This is a genomic window from Polynucleobacter sp. es-EL-1, assembly GCF_018687975.1.
GTDB lineage: Bacteria > Pseudomonadota > Gammaproteobacteria > Burkholderiales > Burkholderiaceae > Polynucleobacter.
The window spans coordinates 1,447,992-1,464,193 of sequence record NZ_CP061310.1 but is presented as its reverse complement, the minus strand read 5'-3'; the positions used below and the strand labels follow the sequence as shown (position 1 = coordinate 1,464,193).

The window sequence follows — 16,202 nt, the reverse complement described above, 5'->3', positions numbered from 1 at the left end:
ATAGAAGATGATTGATCACTTAGACCACCTTGTATTAACAACAGCCAATGAAAATGCTTGCGTTGATTTTTATACTCGTGTCTTAGGAATGAGTCTAGAGAGTTTTATTGGCGGCACTCCACCGGTAGAGCGCAAAGCATTTAAGTTTGGTAATCAAAAGATTAATCTGCACATTAAGGGTAAGGAGTTTGAGCCTAAGGCGCAGATTCCGATGCCGGGTGCACTTGATCTTTGCTTTATAGCCGATAGACCTTTGGATGCAGTCATTGCCAAGTTAAAGGCAGAGGCGTGGCCGATTGTTGAGGGTCCTATCATTCGCACGGGAGCGACTGCGAAAATCAATTCGGTATATGTCAGAGACCCAGATCAAAACTTGATCGAAATTAGTGAGCTTTTAACTTAAATCTGGCCAAGATTTTTATATCCACATCACCATCTAAGATCTCCTACATCTTTTGATTTAAATCAATACGCCATTTTCGCTTGCTAGCAAACTGAGAATTCAACCTTATTAGGAGCCTCAGATGTTTAAAAATATTCTTGTCCCCATCGTTGATGATATGGTGACTCCAAAGTCAATGAAAATGATTGCCGATTTGGTCGAGCAAGATGGTGCAGCACTCACCTTGGCCTATGTCTCCGATCCTAGAGCGCCTTTTGTATACGCTAAAAAAGCGTCTGACTACAAGGTCTCTGATGCTAGGCACAAGAAAGCTTGTGAAGAGCATGCTAATGAGTTGTTAGCTAAGGCAGCGAAGATGATTGGCAAAAATGTCAGCGTCAAAACATTGCATGAATATAACGCGACAGTGTATGAAGGAATTTTGGCTGCCGCTAAAAAAGCGAAGGCTGATGTGATCATGATGGCTTCACACAAACGCACTGGTTTGAAGGGTGTATTTATGGGCAGTGATACACATGCTGTAATCGTGCATTCCAAGCTTCCAGTAGTGGTTATTTAAGGGTTTTCACTCCCCCCTAGGGATATCTACTAAGCCACCTTCGGGTGGCTTTTGTTTGTCTTGGGTATTCTCATTTGGAATATTACATATGAGATTCATTGACTTCTCATTAATTAAAACTTTGTACATGATGGCTCCAACTAAAAATTTATTGTTCTTATGGAGTCATCATGAAAATTTGCATTATTGGCGGAGGCGGGGCAATTGGTGGTTACTTAGCAGTCATGCTAGCGAAGGCTGGTAATGATGTCACTGTTGTTGCTCGCGGTGAGACGCTCAAAGCAATACAAAATAAAGGTTTGCAATTAATACTTGAGGGTGAGAGCAAGCCGCTTGTGGCGCATGTCAAAGCTGTTGATCGTATTTCAGCCGTTCAGGAGACTCCTGAAGTTGTCATGCTGGCGGTCAAGGCGCATCAAGTAGAGCCCATTGTTGATGATCTTGCTAATCTCATGGGTCCGGAGACTGTATTAATTCCGATGCAAAATGGCATTCCATGGTGGTACTTTCAGCGGCTCAATAGCCAGCATCAAGATCATGCTGTAGAAACAGTAGATCCAGCTGGATCCATCATGAGCAAAATCAATCCTGCGAATATTCTGGGTTGTGTGGTGTACCCCGCAACGATTGCTCAATCTCCAGGTGTGATCGAGCACGTAGAAGGTAACCGCTTTCCTATTGGGGAGCTTGATGGTTCGATCTCAGAGCGTGCCCAGCGCATTTCACAGATGATGGCTGAGGCTGGTTTTAAATCACCCATCTTGGAAGACATTCGTGCGGAGATCTGGTTAAAGCTGTGGGGCAATATGACCTTTAATCCGATTAGTGCGCTAACCCATGAGCATTTGGAAGGCATCTGTCGGTTTCCCTTAACTAAAGATTTGGCGCGCAACATGATGACCGAGGCACAAACGATTGCCCAAAAGCTTGGCGTGACCTTTCGAGTGGATATTGAGAGGCGTATTGCCGGCGCTGAGAAAGTTGGAAAACACAAAACATCGATGTTGCAAGATCTTGAAGCTGGTAATAATTTAGAGATTGATGCCTTACTGGGGTCGGTGATTGAGCTCGGTCAAATTACCGACACTCCAACACCTTGTTTGAGCACAGTCTTTGCTTTAACTAAGCTACTAAACACGAGAGTCCAATCATCGCAAGGGCGTTTAGCCCTTCCTATGGCTGCTTAAGCTCTCCTAACCGAAGTCATGTAGTACCTATGTTGTAACTTCACCCGCCCATCATGGGCGGGTTTTTTTATTCGTTCTTGCTACCCGAAACACCTTTCCACCACTCGCCTTTAAAGCGAGTTTGTAGCCAGTCGATGCATTGACTGACTTTAGTGGGTACATGCTTCGGTGAAGAAAATACCGCATGAATTTCTTGTGTAGGTAAAGACCAATCCTCCATGATCGGCTTTAGTACTTTGTCTTTGACCGATTGGTGTGCAACATACCATGGCAAAACTGCTAAACCCATACCGGTTCTTGCGGCAGACAAAATGGAGGAGAGGTTGTTGGAGGTGAAGGGGCCAGTCACTTCAACCACTTCAGTCTTTCCGTTGGGGTTAGTAAAGTTCCAGCGATGGTCGCCTTGCACTGTTGTGTAGATGAGCGCTTGATGTTTGCGAATATCACTAGGATTTTTAGGGGCTGGATTTTTTTTCAGGTAATCGGGAGTGGCCACCAAAACCCAGGGATTCATCCCTAACATTCTTGAGCCCAATGAGGAGTCCGGTAGACGACGCATCCGAATTGCCAGATCTACACCTTGTTCAATGAGGTTGATATAGCGGTCATCCATATTGAGATTGACTTCAAGTTCTGGGTGATGCGACATGAATTCCAAAATGGTAGGCATGAACACCCGACGTCCAAAAGCAACTGATGAGCTAATGGTTAATTTGCCGCGAACCTTAGACTGCAAGAGGGATGCTAGATCATCGGCCTCCTCAATTTCTCTAGCGATGAGCTTGCATTTCTCATAATACAGTTTCCCAATTTCCGTAGTGGTAACACCACGAGTGCTACGGTGAAGTAAGAGAACGCCAAGGCGTTTTTCCATGCTGGCAACAAATTTGGTGGCAGTGGGCTGGGTGATGCCCAAATCCTCAGCAGCTTTGCTAAAAGAGCCTGTCTCAACGACCCTAATGAAAAGAGAAATTCCTTGTACGCGATCCATAAATAGATTCTCTCAGTACTAAAAAGGACTTTTTACACTATTCCATGGAGGAATACTAGATATAGATTTGGTGAGGTTCTCAAACCGGGTGAATTTGTCGATGATTCAGTCATAACAAAATTGGGAGATGAATCATGGCAAAAATGAAAGCAGCAATGGCAGCAGTTTTGGTAATGGAGAAAGAAGGGGTTACCCAGGCTTTCGGTGTGCCAGGCGCAGCCATTAATCCTTTATATGCTCAAATGAAAGAGCGCCAATCGATTTCCCATGTTCTTGCAAGACACGTTGAGGGTGCTTCGCATATGGCCGAGGGCTATACCAGAGCAGCCCCTGGCAACATCGGTGTTTGCTTAGGCACCTCTGGCCCTGGTGGTACCGATATGATTACTGGTTTGTACTCCGCACAAGCTGACAGTATTCCTATTCTGTGCATTACTGGACAAGCTCCCCGTGCAAAGTTGCACAAAGAAGATTTTCAGGCAGTAGACATCGCATCTATTGCTAAGCCATTGACCAAGATGGCGGTGACTGTTCTGGAGCCCGCATTGGTGCCTCGCGTATTCCAGCAGGCATTTCATTTAATGCGCTCAGGTCGCCCCGGTCCTGTATTGATTGACTTGCCAATTGATGTTCAGATGGCTGAAATTGAGTTTGATATTGATACCTATGAGCCTTTACCTGCTTATAAACCTCAGGCCACTCGTAAGCAGATTGAAAAAGCATTAGAAATGCTTAATGAGTCTGAAAATCCACTCATTGTTTCTGGCGGCGGTGTTATTAATGCAGACGCGTCTGATTTGTTAGTGCAGTTTGCGGAGCTTACTGGTATTCCAGTGATTCCAACCTTGATGGGTTGGGGCAGTATTCCGGATAACCATCCATTAATGGCAGGGATGGTTGGCTTACAAACCTCCCATCGTTATGGCAATGCCACGATGTTAGCCAGTGATTTTGTATTGGGCATTGGCAATCGTTGGGCTAATCGCCACACTGGCTCTACTGAGGTTTATTGCAAAGGACGTAAGTTCATCCACGTGGATATCGAGCCTACACAGATCGGCAGAATATTCACGCCAGACTTCGGCATTGTTTCGGATGCTAAAGCAGCACTCAAATTATTCGTTGAAGTTGCTACTGAGATGAAGAAAGCAGGCAAGCTCAAAGACCGTAGTAAATGGGCAGCAGAATGCTTGGATAGAAAAAATTCAATTGAGTATCAGCGCAAGACAAACTTCAATGAGTCTCCTATGAAGCCTCAGCGCGTGTATCAAGAAATGGTTCAAACTTTTGGTGAAGACGTTACCTATGTAAGCACCATTGGTTTATCGCAAATTGCTGGCGCACAGTTCTTAAAAGTCTTCAAACCACGCCATTGGATTAACTGTGGACAAGCTGGTCCTTTAGGGTGGACCGTGCCTGCTGCTTTGGGTGTTCGGGCCGCAGATCCGACCAGAAAAATTGTGGCCTTATCTGGTGACTATGATTTCCAATTCATGATTGAAGAGTTAGCGGTAGGCGCACAGTTTAAGTTACCTTTTATCCAGGTTCTTGTTAACAATAGTTACTTGGGTTTAATTCGTCAGGCGCAGCGTGGTTTTGATATGGACTACTGTGTCCAGTTAGCTTTTGATAACGTCAATATTCCAGAGAGTGCTGGCATCGTCAAAGGATATGGCGTTGATCATGTGAAAGTAGTTGAAGGACTTGGTTGCAAAGCTATTCGTGTTGAAAGGGAAGAGCAATTGGCGCCTGCAATTGCCCAAGCAGAAGCCTGGATTGCTGAATACAAGGTTCCAGTTGTGATTGAAGTTATCTTAGAGCGTGTAACCAATATTGCTATGGGTACTGAGATCGATAGTATTAATGAATTTGAGCCTTTGGCAAAATCGATTGAAGATGCACCTGTTGCGGTATTGCAATCTTAAGATCCACAATCAACCCAAGGACCCCCATGCCGCGCTTTGCTGCTAATCTCACCATGCTGTTTAATGAGCAGCCTTTCTTAGAGCGCTTTGCGCTTGCTAAGTTAGGTGGCTTTCAGGCAGTGGAGTTTCTCTTTCCTTATGCTTTTGCTGCTGCTGATATTAAGAGCGCTTTAGATCAAAATGCCCTCAAACTGGTCTTGCATAACTTACCAGCCGGTAATTGGGAAGCCGGTGAGAGAGGCATTGCTTGTCATCCCGATCGGGTGGCTGAGTTTCGCTCAGGGGTAGCCAAAGCCATTGAGTACGCCCAGATTTTGGGGGTTCCCCAGCTCAACTGCCTAGCGGGTATTACCCCGGCAGGCGCCAATCCCCAGTTAGTCCACGATACCTTGGTCGGCAACTTGCAATACGCAGCTAGCGAGCTCAATAAAGTCGGCCTTAAACTCCTGATTGAGCCGATCAATACCTTTGATATCCCGGGGTTTTATCTCAATAAGACCGCCCAAGGCATTGCACTGTTAGATGCCGTCGGTGCTCACAATGCCTACTTGCAATACGACATCTACCATGCCCAGCGCATGGAAGGGGAGTTGGGTAAAACGATTGAGCAGTATTTGGACCGGATTGGCCATATCCAGTTAGCTGATAACCCTGGGCGCCATGAACCTGGTACCGGGGAGATCCATTACCCCTACCTGTTTGAGCTTCTCGATCGCCTCGGTTATGAGGGCTATATTGGTTGTGAGTACAAGCCCCTCAAAACCACAGAAGCAGGCCTGTCTTGGATGGGCCCTTACGACCAAGCCAACGCCTAAATACCGTAAGATGATGGCTAACTAGGCGCTGCACAAGCAGCCAGTACACCAATAACAACAATCAAGGAAGACACCATGAGTAAGCTCAAACTGGGTTTTGTAGGACTAGGCATTATGGGCGCCCCAATGGCAGGCCATTTAGTCGCTAGCGGCCATGAGGTGTATGTCAATACCCGTAGCCAAGTACCCCCAGAGCTAGCCAATAGTGCAGCGATTGTCTGCGCTAGCCCAGCAGAAGTAGCGCGCCAAGCCGACATCATCATCACCATGCTGCCGGATACCCCTGATGTGGAAAAAGTCCTCTTTGGGGATCAAGGCATTGCCCAAGGCTTGAGCGCTGGCAAGATCGTCGTCGATATGAGCTCGATCTCCCCGATTAGCACCCAAGAGTTTGCGAAGCGGATTAATGCGCTAGGTTGTGAGTATGTCGATGCTCCCGTCTCCGGTGGTCAAGTAGGGGCAAAGGCAGCGAGCCTCACCATCATGGTAGGCGCTAGTGAGGCGACCTTTGCTAAGGTCAAGCCCATTTTTGAGCTGATGGGTAAGAACATTACCTTAGTTGGCGCCAATGGCGCTGGTCAAATTACCAAGGTAGCCAATCAAATCATCGTCGCGCTCAATATTGAAGCGGTTGCCGAAGCTTTAGTCTTTGCTGCTAAAGCGGGAGCTGATCCAGCAAAAGTAAGACAAGCCCTGATGGGCGGCTTTGCTAGCTCCAAGATACTCGAAGTGCATGGTGAGCGCATGATCAATCGCACCTTTGATCCTGGCTTTAGGATTGAGCTGCATCAAAAGGATTTAAGTCTGGCACTCAGTAGTGCTAAAGCCTTAGGCGTATCACTACCCAATACCGCTACGGCTCAAGAACTCTTTAATGCCTGCAGTGCCCATGGTGGCAAAGCCTGGGATCACTCTGCCATGGTCAAAGCCCTAGAGAAGCTAGCGAACTTTGAGATGGGGAATAAGGGGTAGGTCGTTCACTTTATGTGCGAGGCAACTATATGCCTCTCAATTGACTAAAGCTCACCAGCAAGCGTCACATCACGACTGTATTTGATATACATCAAGACCTCATTGTGAGATGGGGTCAAAATTAAAGCGGTCTTCTGTGTAATTTGAATAAAGTGAGTTGTCATATGAATCTTGAATTTATCGGCCCAGCACGGGTTTTAGAGAATGGGGATGTTGTTTATCCCGCCATGCTCAAGGGAAAGCCTTTGCAATGCACCTTTAGCTATGAGGCTTTGCAGGATTTAGATCCAGACAGTGTTGAGGGTGATTCATTGAAATTATTTACCAATCACCAGCTGAAGTTATTATCCATTGCAGAGAAGAAAATCTTGGGTGGTCATGTTGTTGATGGAGCAGTTCATCTTTTTAGTCATGATCTGATCCTAGATTAAGTATTTTCTCAAGTACCCTGCATTCAATTTATCGTTGTCACATTAGAAAGAAAAAGTATGTCATTTAATCACTCAGTCATTTGGATTGACCATCAAGAAGCACATGTTATTTATTTCAACCCTACTGCGAGTGAGAGTGAGGTTATTAAAACGAGATCGACTCACAAAAATATCCATCACAAGAGTGGCTCAGTGAGTGGTGCGCATGCAGGTCCTGATCAGCATTATTTGCATGAAGTGATTCAAGCAGTAAAAGAATCAAAAGAGATTTTAATTGTCGGCCCTGGTTCCGCTAAATTAGAGTTAATGAAGCATGCTACTAAGCATGACCACACTATTGCTGAGAAAGTAGTTGGTATTGAGACTGTTGATCATCCTAGCGATGGTCAGTTATTGGCTTACGCCAAGAAGTACTTTGCACGGGTTGATGCTTTAAAGGGCGATACCATTATTACTGGTTGATCTATTTATCCCCCTGAAAAATGGGGGATAATTTGACCATGCTGCTCACTTTTGCCTTCATAGCCAATTCCTTATTGGCGCTCATTGCGATCTTGCTTCACTATGAGGTCTTATTTCAGTTAGATAAATATCTTCCTAAGGTGGCACACATTGCTCCACGCTTTAAGGTGCTACTGAGTGTCGGGGTAATTTTTTTGGCCCATGTCCTTGAGATATGGATATTCGCCTTGGGTTACTACGCGACTCTGCAATTTCCATTAATGGGTAGTCTAGTAGGCGAAATATCTGGTCATGGGGCCTTACTTGACTGCGCCTACCTATCTTTTATTACCTACACGACTGTTGGCTATGGTGAGATCGTCGCCCAAGGCTACTTGAGATATTTGATGGGCATAGAAGCGCTGATAGGCTTAATCCTGATCACTTGGTCTGCTTCATTCTTGTTTATTGAAATGCAGAAGTATTGGACAGCATCTAAGACTGATAGGGGTTAATTTTTGATGGAAGCACATAAACTTTCCCTAAAGCAAAACTTAAGAAGAATTATTTTTGGCACGGATACTCCTTGGGGTTTGCGTTTTGATCAATTTTTGATTTACGCAATTCTGCTTTCTTTATTGGTAGTTGTTCTTGACAGTATTGAATCAGTTTCAAAAACCTATCATGCAGAACTTTCTGTTTTCGAGTGGATTTTTACACTCCTATTTACAGTCGAATATATTCTCAGAGTCTACAGCGCTCCTAATCGCACTAAATACATCTTCAGCTTTTTTGGTTTGATCGATTTGCTGGCCGTTCTCCCAACATATCTCGCTCTGCTATTCCCTGAATTGCATGCCTTAATAGATGTACGAATTTTGCGCTTGATTCGTATTTTCCGAATCTTTAAATTAACGCAATACATGTCTGAGTACCAGCATTTAGCTGATGCGATGGCAGCAAGCAGAAGAAAGATCTTAGTTTTTCTATCCGTCGTGCTGATGGTGGTAATGGTAATGGGTACCCTAATGTACGTAGTTGAGGGCCCAAGCCATGGCTTTACGAGTATTCCGATGGCCATTTACTGGGCTATCACTACTATGACGACAGTAGGGTTTGGTGATATTACCCCTCAAACGGATTTAGGGAAATTGATTGCTTCAGCCATGATGTTAATGGGCTGGGGAACTCTGGCGGTGCCAACGGGTATTGTCACTGCGGAGATGTCCCACACTAGAAAATCAAATCGGGTAGATACCAATCGGATTTGTTTGGCCTGTTTGCGCGAAGGATGTGGCGTTGAAGATCGCTATTGCGCAGCTTGCGGTACGCAGTTGCCACCCATTCAGTAAATTCTTAAAACTCTTTTGCTAGGCGAAGAATTAATAAACGCGTTTGGGCATAGCCGTTTTTGATTTCCATATCTCGACCATATTGCAGGCTAAATCTTCCGATTGGAGTATGGGCTTGCCCGCTCAATAAAAATCTTTGAGTATTAACAACATTATTTTGATAGCTATTATTGATTGAGATAGCTCCACCTGCTACGTAAAAGTAGGATGCGCCCACAGTAAAGATCTCATTAATACGATAGATTGGCCCTAACTGAGTAGTCGTTAATGGCTTTTGTGTGAGGGAGCCATTGCTAGCTAATCCACATGTTGCCGCACATTGGCTATTGCCACCAAACCACATAGTGTCTACCGCAATCATGCCATCAACACTCTTCGTAATAGGTGTCTGAAAGCCAATTTGGAGGTCTGTTCGAAAGCGATTCTCACCGAGATTAAATGCGCGCTGGCTCGAGTAGCTGCCAGTGGGACTAATTAAATAACCTGCAATTCCGAGATATGTTCTAGTGGCTCGATTGGCATAGGGCCAAATTGCAGTAGCAAAACTAAGATCACCAATTCCTGTATCGCTTGAATAATTTGCGAGTGATCCCCCTGGCTTGATAGTTCCGTAAGGTAACTGCAGATAACTCACAGCTGGCAGTGCGCCAATAGAGTAAGAATGTGTGCCGCGAAGAAGGGCGAGCTGGGTATCAATAACGGGGTTGCTAGGAGAAGCAGTGCCGTTCCGATATAGCGTTGAGTTTTCTGCATTGAGGTAGCTCAATGTGAGGTAATTCTTATTGGGTAGTGGTGCAACGATATCGTTCGGTTGCAAATCAATTGCCCAAGCCAAGGCTGGCCCAATCAGGGCTAGCAAAAGGAGTATTAGGCGACTCAAACGCATAGTCCCAGCATTTTATAGTTCATTTGTGAATTTGAGGGTAAGTCAGGAAATTGTGGATGCAAACTTCTCAGCGGGTTCTGGTGGGATCATTCGTTCATTTAATCCCAATATCTTTATTGATACGGTTGGATTATCGGGTTATGACTTGCGGGCGAATTATGGAGGCACACTCTATTTAGTGGACCAGCAACTGAACGATGCTAAAACCTTAAATAGTCTGCCGGCCAAGAAAAATTAATGTATCTTCTTAGCATAGCTCAAAGCCACTTCAATGGTTTGGAGGTGGATTTTTACGGTGGAATCAATTTCCTTGCCGTAACCTCCAGCCATACTGAAAGCGATGGGCACTTGGTGATCACGCCCATACTCAAATACCTGTTCATCTCGAAGGCGCATGCCGTTTTGAGTAATCTTAAGTTTTCCTAATCGATCCCCTTCATGAGGATCGGCGCCTGCTAAGTAAATGATGAAGTTGGGCCTAAATTGATCGTGCATAGTATTCAAAGCTTGATCCAGGGCCTCTAGATATTGGCTATCTGAACAACCATTCTCTAAGCCAATATCGAAGTCGCTCGTTTCTTTTTGAAAAGGAAAATTATGCTCACCATGAATGGAGAGTGTAAAAATGGAAGGATCATTTTGAAGAATAGCGGCAGTACCATTGCCCTGATGCACATCTAAATCCACAATCGCAACTTTGAGTTTGGAGTGAATTTCTTTTTGAAGTGCACGCGCAGCTATCGCTGAATCATTGAAAACGCAGAATCCACTGCCACGATTGCGATAGGCGTGGTGCGTTCCTCCTGCCAAGTTAGCTGCTAAGCCTTCATCAAGTGCGACTTTAGCCGCTGCCAAAGTAGCCCCGGCAGATCTTCTCGAGCGTTCTACCATTTGAGTACTCCATGGAAAGCCAATTTCCCGCTGCTCCTGTGGGCTGAGGCTGCCTTGAATCACTTTCATTAAATAGGCGGGATCGTGTGCATACAAAATCTGCGTGTCACTAATGGCGGGTGCTTCTATTAGCTCAATATTGGCTAGATTTTTAACTAGATCACGCAGTTGGCTGTATTTCTCCATCGGAAAGCGATGTCCGGGAGGAAGTGGTAAAACATAGTGATCGGTATAAAAGGCCTTCAATGACTGTCTCTTATTTTGCTCTTTGGCTAATGAGCTTAGTCTATTCGTTTTTAATTAGGTAGGTATGACGCTTTCAAAAAAAATAGGATTTAAGGGTAATAAGGCTTTTTTACCTTCTAAGGTTTGCCAAGTTTGCGGCAAGGAAATGACTTGGCGTAAATCTTGGGCAAAAAATTGGGAAGAGGTTAAGTATTGCTCCGATGCTTGTCGGGCTAAAAAATCTACCACCTCTACTGCTGGGGTAAAGCTGTGAAAGTTGTACTGTATTGGTTTCGTAATGATTTGCGAATAGCAGATAACCCCGCTTTTGTAAAAGCTAACTTGATTGCAGATCGTGTTCTGCCAGTCTTCATACATCAAGCTCCTGATGTGAAATCTGCTTATGGATTTGAGAGGGTTGGAGTACATCGCCAGCATTTTTTACGTCAATCTTTAGACAATCTTCAAGCCCAATTGCAAGCGCTTGACTCTGATCTCTGGGAATATGAGGGCGAGCCAGAGAATGTATTGTTGCAGTTGGTTAATGCAATCGGGGCAGAGGCTGTTTACTGCGAGCAGATAGAAGCGCCTGAAGAAATCGAGCAGTGCAGTCGCATACGGCAGCAGGGTATCGCTCTCGAGGAGTTTTGGCAATCTAGCATGATAGATCCAGATGTGCTGCCATTTGATCTTCAAAAAATGCCCGATATATTTACCCAATTTCGTCAGGCAGTAGAGCGAGAAAAGTTAAGATTTGCGCAACCCATCAGCGCGCCAACATCATTAGCTCCGATGCCTGTGATTTTGCAAGGGCAGTACTTGCCACAAAGAGCCAACAGCATTAGTCAAGCCACCTCAATCTATTGTCGCGGGGGTGAGGATGCCGCTCAGGCCCATCTCAAGCAATACTTGGAGCGGCGTTTACCCGACACTTATAAGCAAACGCGCAATCAGCTCATTGGACTTGACTACTCTAGTAAGTTTTCTCCATGGTTGGCCTTAGGTTGTATTTCAGCGCGTGATATTGCTGCCCAATTGGCCGAGTATGAAGAGCGTCATGGTGCCAATGAAGGAGCGTATTGGCTTTGGTTTGAATTGCTATGGCGCGACTATTTTCGCTTTATTCACTTTAAGTATGGTCGACGCTTGTATCGGTCTCAGGGTTTGGGTGAGGCAGAAGTAAAACCCTTTGAGCCCGCTCATTTCAGGCGCTGGTCTTGTGGTGAAACTGGCATTGGTTTAGTGGATGCTGGTATGCGCGAACTCTCTCGGAGCGGATTTTTATCCAATCGGATGCGACAGATTGTGGCTAGTTACTGGATATACGAATTACACGGTGATTGGCGAGCTGGTGCAGCTTGGTTTGAGTCGCAGCTCATAGACTACGATGTTTACAGCAATCAAGGGAATTGGTTATACATTGCGGGTCGTGGTACGGATCCTAGAGGGGGACGACCCTTCAATATTGCCAAGCAGACTCGTGATCATGACCCTGATGGTAAATACCAAGAGCTATGGCTTTGAAACTCCCTGAGTTAAATTTCAGCGAGCTCTGCATATTGCTTTAATACTTCAAGAGATACCTTTTCTAAGGCTTTGATGTTGGTGCTCTCTAATTTAATTAGGGGCGCACAGTTGGCTTCTAGTGCCTCTAGCCAGCGATTGAGACAAAGACACCATTGGTCGCCCGCTACCAAACCTGAAAATTGATATTCAGGTCTAGGCGTAATGAGATCGTTACCACGCTGAAGGCTAAATTGCAGAAAGTCATTGCTGACAATGGCGCATACCAAATGACTCCCCAGATCTTCTTCATTGGTTTTGCAGCAGCCATCCCTAAAAAATCCAGTTAATGGATCAAATGAGCAAGGCACCAAAGGCTGTCCTAATACATTTAAGGAGGGTTCGAATTGCATAAAAGACTTTCTACAAAGGGAATGGGGTAGCTGGCTAAATTACCAAAAGAATTCAAAGAGTTTACGGGTTTGGGTAGTGCTGATGGCTTAGGTATCTACCTTAGGGATCCACTTTAACTAAGATCATTTCACCAGATCCAACCGCTTGACCAGTAAACGCTCCAATATTGACTTGATGAGTGACCATAATAATGGGGCTCCGTGGATTTTTCTGGCGCTCTTTGGCAATCAGTGCGATTAGGTTCTTAGTCTGAACATCGGCTTGACTAGTGTTGTCAAAAAATGATCCTAGGGCTGGCTCTATTGCGACATTGCCTTTATTGAGAAGGAGAGCAGTATCAATGCAGCGACACCAGGGGCTGCTAAACACTTGTGCCTGCTTAATGCCTTGCTTAGACAGCCAGTCGCCAGTTGCTTTTGCCTGTTTTCTTCCTAGCTCGCCAAGATTGCGCTGTGTGTTGCACTGATCTAGCTGGTAGTTTGGAGGGTCTCCAAAGCCGGGAGCGTCAGCATGTCTCATCAATAGAATATGTTGGCCGTCTTGCAAAGCACTGGCCAAAGGAGGTTGTGCTATCACAGCCCCGCTTCCTATAAGTAGCAAGATCGCACAGAGACGAATCATCAGCTTAAAGATCGCCATGATATTTACCAAGGAAGCCTCTCGCCAGAGTAGCTGATAAAACTACCGGAGTCTTCTTTGCCTACTGATAACAAAACATCCAGCATATCTTGGGCCGCATCGAGTGGTGGCCGACCAATCTGCTCACCTTTAAATGGCCTAGATAGGTTTGAGTTGACTGTTCCTGGGTGAAGCGCAATGAGTGCGCAATTGGGTTTTGTTCTCCCAAATTCAATCGCCGCAGTTTTAATTAGCATATTGAGTGCTGCTTTGGAGGCGCGATAGCTGTACCAGCCTCCTAGACGGTTATCTTCAATACTTCCGACTTTGGCAGATAGATTAGCCATCACTGATCCGGCGGGGTCTAGTAGCTTTGAAAAATGCTTCATGGTGAGTGCTGGTCCAATGGCATTGACTTTCATTAACTGCATGAGTTGATCGGCATGAAGATCTTCGAGTTTTTTTTCAGGCATCCAGCGCTCTGAATGCAGCACTCCAATCGTATTGATAATGAGCTGAAAAGGCCCTTTCTCAAGCAAGGATTTAGCACTGGAAGCAATTGAATCTTCATCATCGTAGTCAATGGGGTGCAATGAGTTTCGATGGATGCCATAAACCTCTTGGCATTGGGGGTTGTTTTCAAGTAATTCTTGAAAAGCTGAGCCTATCGTTCCAGAGGATCCGATGATCAATGCGCGAAACGGGTTTGGTACTAAAGGCATATGAGCTTAGCTTTAAGAAATGGGATGAAGACACGCTCAGCTAGTTTATTGAATAAGTCTTAAACTTGCTGAATGGGTAAAGAAAAAACGATATTGCTCTGTGAAGCTGATATGTCGAGGCTAATTGAGATGGCCTGGGAGGATCGCACCCCATTTGATGCTATTGAGCAAAATTTTGGTCTATCTGAGCCACAGGTGATTTCCTTAATGCGCAAAGAGCTTAAACGAGGCTCTTTCAATTTGTGGCGCAAACGGGTGACCGGTAGGGCAACAAAGCATGTTGCCCTCAGAAGTAAATTGGTAACGCGTGCTTATTGCTCGACGCAATACAAGCAAAGGTGATGTAATTGAAAAAGTTAACGATGTTTTATGACGGACTATGCCCTTTGTGTCAGGCTGAAATTCAGTTTCTCTCTTCCCGCAATCAAGCTGGATTATTGAGTTTTATCGATATTCACTCGGTTCAGTATTCCCCAGCGAAAGTTGGCGTTTCTTGTTCACAGGCACTTGCTGCGATGTATGCGCAATATGATGATGGTGAGTTGATTAATGGCGTAGATGTTTTCTCTGCTGCTTATGCGAGGGCAAATTTACCATTTTTGGCTTGGTTATTTTCAAGATCAGCGCTGCAGCCTATGTTTAGGTGGGGTTATCGCTTTTTTGCAAAGCACCGTCATGCTATATCGAATATTTTTGGACCATCGGCCTTATGGCTAGTCAATGCTTTTAACAAGCGGGGGCAATAAATCATTATGAAATATCTATTGGGTACCTTGATTGCCATGAGCTTAGTGATGGGTGGTTCAACGAGTTATGCCAAAGACATCTCACATATTGAGGGTGCATTGAGTCAAGTGCAAGCGCAGGGTTCTGGCAGGCTCAATTTTTGGGGCTTTCATGTGTACGATGCAACGCTCTACCGAGGTATCAATAAAGACTCCCAAGAGTTTGCTTTAGATATCCAATATCAAAAATCGTTTTCTGGAGCATCTATTGCCAATCGTACTGCCGATGAAATGCAAAAGATTGGCGTTCCAGAGGCTAAAGCGATGGCATGGGGAAAAGAGCTGGCTACCGTATTGCCAAATATTGAGTCAGGTCAGACGCTGACAGGTGTGTACTCCCCTCAACAAGGCACCACTTTATTTTATGACGGCAAAAAGATTGCCCAGATTCCTGGGGCCGATTTTTCAAAGGCTTTTTTTGGTATTTGGCTGGACTCTAAAACCAGTGTGCCAAAGTTAAGAGCAGAACTACTGGGTAAAGGTTGCCCACCACCGTTAATTTCAGGAGCGTGTTAATGCGTAAGATGATGGCAGTATTCAAGTTGGGTCTGGGGTGTGTGCTTGCACTGGGTTTGTTGGCATGTTCATCGCCAACCGTCACGCAGTATGCGAAAGAAACTCCCAAGTTGGATTTGAGTGAGTATTTCAATGGCACGATTGATGCGTATGGCATCTTTACAGACCGTAGCGGTAATGTGCAAAAACGCTTTACTGTGCTTTTAGTAGCCAAATGGTCTGTGGTAGATGGCAAAAAAACTGGCGTATTGGATGAAAGCTTTGAATATTCCGATGGCACAAAACAAAAGCGCATTTGGACTCTGACAGAAACGGCTCCCGGTAAATATATCGGCACTGCCGATGATGTGGTGGGTGAGGCAATTGGGGAGTCTGCAGGTAACGCACTCAATTGGGCTTATACCTTGGCATTACCTGTTGATAAATCTATTTACCATGTTCAATTTAATGACTGGATGTATCTAGTTACCCCCAAGGTCATGATCAATAAAGCCAAGATGAGTAAGTTTGGTATTGATTTGGGAGAAGTGACTTTAAGTTTTTACAAGCGTTAAATAATCCAATCA

23 protein-coding genes are annotated in these 16,202 nt (G+C 45.1%); 17 read left to right on the top strand and 6 right to left on the bottom strand.

Going from position 1 to position 16,202, the window contains the following annotated elements:
* Positions 1-7 precede the first annotated feature (7 nt).
* The 3 genes from FD974_RS07555 (at position 8) to FD974_RS07545 (ending at position 2,149) form a co-directional block, all read left to right on the top strand.
* Positions 8-403 carry a VOC family protein gene (locus tag FD974_RS07555; RefSeq protein WP_215364042.1) on the top strand — a complete coding sequence of 132 codons (396 nt, stop codon included), beginning with the start codon at positions 8-10 and terminating at the stop codon, positions 401-403.
* Positions 404-524: 121 nt separating this feature from the next.
* A complete protein-coding gene (locus FD974_RS07550) occupies positions 525-962 on the top strand; it encodes a universal stress protein (RefSeq protein WP_215364041.1) in 438 nt (145 codons plus the stop codon).
* A 170-nt stretch (positions 963-1,132) separates the two neighbouring features.
* The gene (locus FD974_RS07545) at positions 1,133-2,149 is read left to right on the top strand and encodes a 2-dehydropantoate 2-reductase (protein WP_215364039.1); all 1,017 of its coding nucleotides are present in this window, start codon (positions 1,133-1,135) and stop codon (positions 2,147-2,149) included.
* 67 nt (positions 2,150-2,216) lie between these two features.
* Here FD974_RS07545 and FD974_RS07540 read toward each other — a convergent pair whose 3' ends face one another.
* A complete protein-coding gene (locus tag FD974_RS07540; protein ID WP_215364036.1) occupies positions 2,217-3,140 on the bottom strand; it encodes a LysR family transcriptional regulator in 924 nt (307 codons plus the stop codon).
* 134 nt (positions 3,141-3,274) lie between these two features.
* Here FD974_RS07540 and gcl point away from each other — a divergent pair, with 134 nt between their 5' ends.
* The 7 genes from gcl (at position 3,275) to FD974_RS07505 (ending at position 9,076) form a co-directional block, all read left to right on the top strand.
* Positions 3,275-5,065: a glyoxylate carboligase gene (gene gcl / locus FD974_RS07535; RefSeq protein WP_215364034.1), complete on the top strand. Its 1,791-nt coding sequence runs from the start codon at positions 3,275-3,277 to the stop codon at positions 5,063-5,065.
* Between the two features lie 26 nt (positions 5,066-5,091).
* Positions 5,092-5,880: a hydroxypyruvate isomerase gene (gene hyi / locus FD974_RS07530; RefSeq protein ID WP_215364033.1), complete on the top strand. Its 789-nt coding sequence runs from the start codon at positions 5,092-5,094 to the stop codon at positions 5,878-5,880.
* A 75-nt stretch (positions 5,881-5,955) separates the two neighbouring features.
* Positions 5,956-6,852 (top strand): 2-hydroxy-3-oxopropionate reductase, encoded by an 897-nt coding sequence (locus tag FD974_RS07525; protein ID WP_215364032.1) that lies wholly within the window; start codon positions 5,956-5,958, stop codon positions 6,850-6,852.
* Between the two features lie 164 nt (positions 6,853-7,016).
* Positions 7,017-7,283: a DUF1488 family protein gene (locus FD974_RS07520; RefSeq protein ID WP_215364030.1), complete on the top strand. Its 267-nt coding sequence runs from the start codon at positions 7,017-7,019 to the stop codon at positions 7,281-7,283.
* Positions 7,284-7,340: 57 nt separating this feature from the next.
* Positions 7,341-7,745 carry a translational machinery protein gene (locus FD974_RS07515; protein ID WP_215364027.1) on the top strand — a complete coding sequence of 135 codons (405 nt, stop codon included), beginning with the start codon at positions 7,341-7,343 and terminating at the stop codon, positions 7,743-7,745.
* 38 nt (positions 7,746-7,783) lie between these two features.
* A complete protein-coding gene (locus tag FD974_RS07510) occupies positions 7,784-8,239 on the top strand; it encodes a potassium channel family protein (RefSeq protein WP_215364024.1) in 456 nt (151 codons plus the stop codon).
* Between the two features lie 6 nt (positions 8,240-8,245).
* Positions 8,246-9,076 carry an ion transporter gene (locus tag FD974_RS07505; RefSeq protein WP_215364020.1) on the top strand — a complete coding sequence of 277 codons (831 nt, stop codon included), beginning with the start codon at positions 8,246-8,248 and terminating at the stop codon, positions 9,074-9,076.
* A gap of 4 nt (positions 9,077-9,080) precedes the next feature.
* Here FD974_RS07505 and FD974_RS07500 read toward each other — a convergent pair whose 3' ends face one another.
* Positions 9,081-9,962, bottom strand: a complete 882-nt coding sequence (locus FD974_RS07500) for a transporter (RefSeq protein WP_215364017.1) — start codon at positions 9,960-9,962, stop codon at positions 9,081-9,083.
* Between the two features lie 25 nt (positions 9,963-9,987).
* Here FD974_RS07500 and FD974_RS07495 point away from each other — a divergent pair, with 25 nt between their 5' ends.
* The gene (locus FD974_RS07495; RefSeq protein ID WP_251374568.1) at positions 9,988-10,200 is read left to right on the top strand and encodes a hypothetical protein; all 213 of its coding nucleotides are present in this window, start codon (positions 9,988-9,990) and stop codon (positions 10,198-10,200) included.
* Here FD974_RS07495 and FD974_RS07490 read toward each other — a convergent pair.
* A complete protein-coding gene (locus tag FD974_RS07490) occupies positions 10,197-11,099 on the bottom strand; it encodes a histone deacetylase (protein ID WP_215364015.1) in 903 nt (300 codons plus the stop codon). The genes FD974_RS07495 and FD974_RS07490 overlap by 4 nt on opposite strands.
* A 64-nt stretch (positions 11,100-11,163) precedes the next feature.
* Here FD974_RS07490 and FD974_RS09830 point away from each other — a divergent pair, with 64 nt between their 5' ends.
* Both FD974_RS09830 and FD974_RS07480 read left to right on the top strand, forming a co-directional pair.
* On the top strand, positions 11,164-11,352 hold the full coding sequence (locus FD974_RS09830; protein ID WP_215364013.1) for a DUF2256 domain-containing protein: 189 nt from the start codon (positions 11,164-11,166) through the stop codon (positions 11,350-11,352).
* Positions 11,349-12,602 (top strand): DASH family cryptochrome, encoded by a 1,254-nt coding sequence (locus FD974_RS07480; protein WP_215364011.1) that lies wholly within the window; start codon positions 11,349-11,351, stop codon positions 12,600-12,602. The genes FD974_RS09830 and FD974_RS07480 overlap by 4 nt, the downstream gene beginning before the upstream one ends.
* 11 nt (positions 12,603-12,613) lie before the next feature.
* On the opposite strand, the gene FD974_RS07475 is transcribed toward FD974_RS07480, so the two are convergent.
* From FD974_RS07475 to FD974_RS07465, 3 genes are all read right to left on the bottom strand, one after another.
* Positions 12,614-12,994 (bottom strand): DUF2237 family protein, encoded by a 381-nt coding sequence (locus FD974_RS07475; protein ID WP_215364008.1) that lies wholly within the window; start codon positions 12,992-12,994, stop codon positions 12,614-12,616.
* 100 nt (positions 12,995-13,094) lie between these two features.
* Positions 13,095-13,634 (bottom strand): histidine phosphatase family protein, encoded by a 540-nt coding sequence (locus tag FD974_RS07470; protein WP_215364005.1) that lies wholly within the window; start codon positions 13,632-13,634, stop codon positions 13,095-13,097.
* Between the two features lie 5 nt (positions 13,635-13,639).
* On the bottom strand, positions 13,640-14,335 hold the full coding sequence (locus FD974_RS07465; protein ID WP_215363998.1) for an SDR family oxidoreductase: 696 nt from the start codon (positions 14,333-14,335) through the stop codon (positions 13,640-13,642).
* Positions 14,336-14,407: 72 nt separating this feature from the next.
* Here FD974_RS07465 and FD974_RS07460 point away from each other — a divergent pair, with 72 nt between their 5' ends.
* Genes FD974_RS07460 through FD974_RS07445 form a run of 4 tightly spaced genes read left to right on the top strand, consistent with a single transcriptional unit; the run spans position 14,408 to position 16,190 of the window.
* Positions 14,408-14,677 carry a TIGR03643 family protein gene (locus tag FD974_RS07460; RefSeq protein ID WP_215363995.1) on the top strand — a complete coding sequence of 90 codons (270 nt, stop codon included), beginning with the start codon at positions 14,408-14,410 and terminating at the stop codon, positions 14,675-14,677.
* Between the two features lie 5 nt (positions 14,678-14,682).
* On the top strand, positions 14,683-15,081 hold the full coding sequence (locus FD974_RS07455; protein ID WP_251374567.1) for a thiol-disulfide oxidoreductase DCC family protein: 399 nt from the start codon (positions 14,683-14,685) through the stop codon (positions 15,079-15,081).
* 6 nt (positions 15,082-15,087) lie between these two features.
* A complete protein-coding gene (locus FD974_RS07450) occupies positions 15,088-15,636 on the top strand; it encodes a chalcone isomerase family protein (protein ID WP_215363992.1) in 549 nt (182 codons plus the stop codon).
* Positions 15,636-16,190, top strand: coding sequence for a DUF3833 domain-containing protein (locus FD974_RS07445; RefSeq protein WP_371817108.1), 555 nt, complete (start codon positions 15,636-15,638; stop codon positions 16,188-16,190). The genes FD974_RS07450 and FD974_RS07445 overlap by 1 nt, the downstream gene beginning before the upstream one ends.
* Positions 16,191-16,202 lie beyond the last annotated feature (12 nt).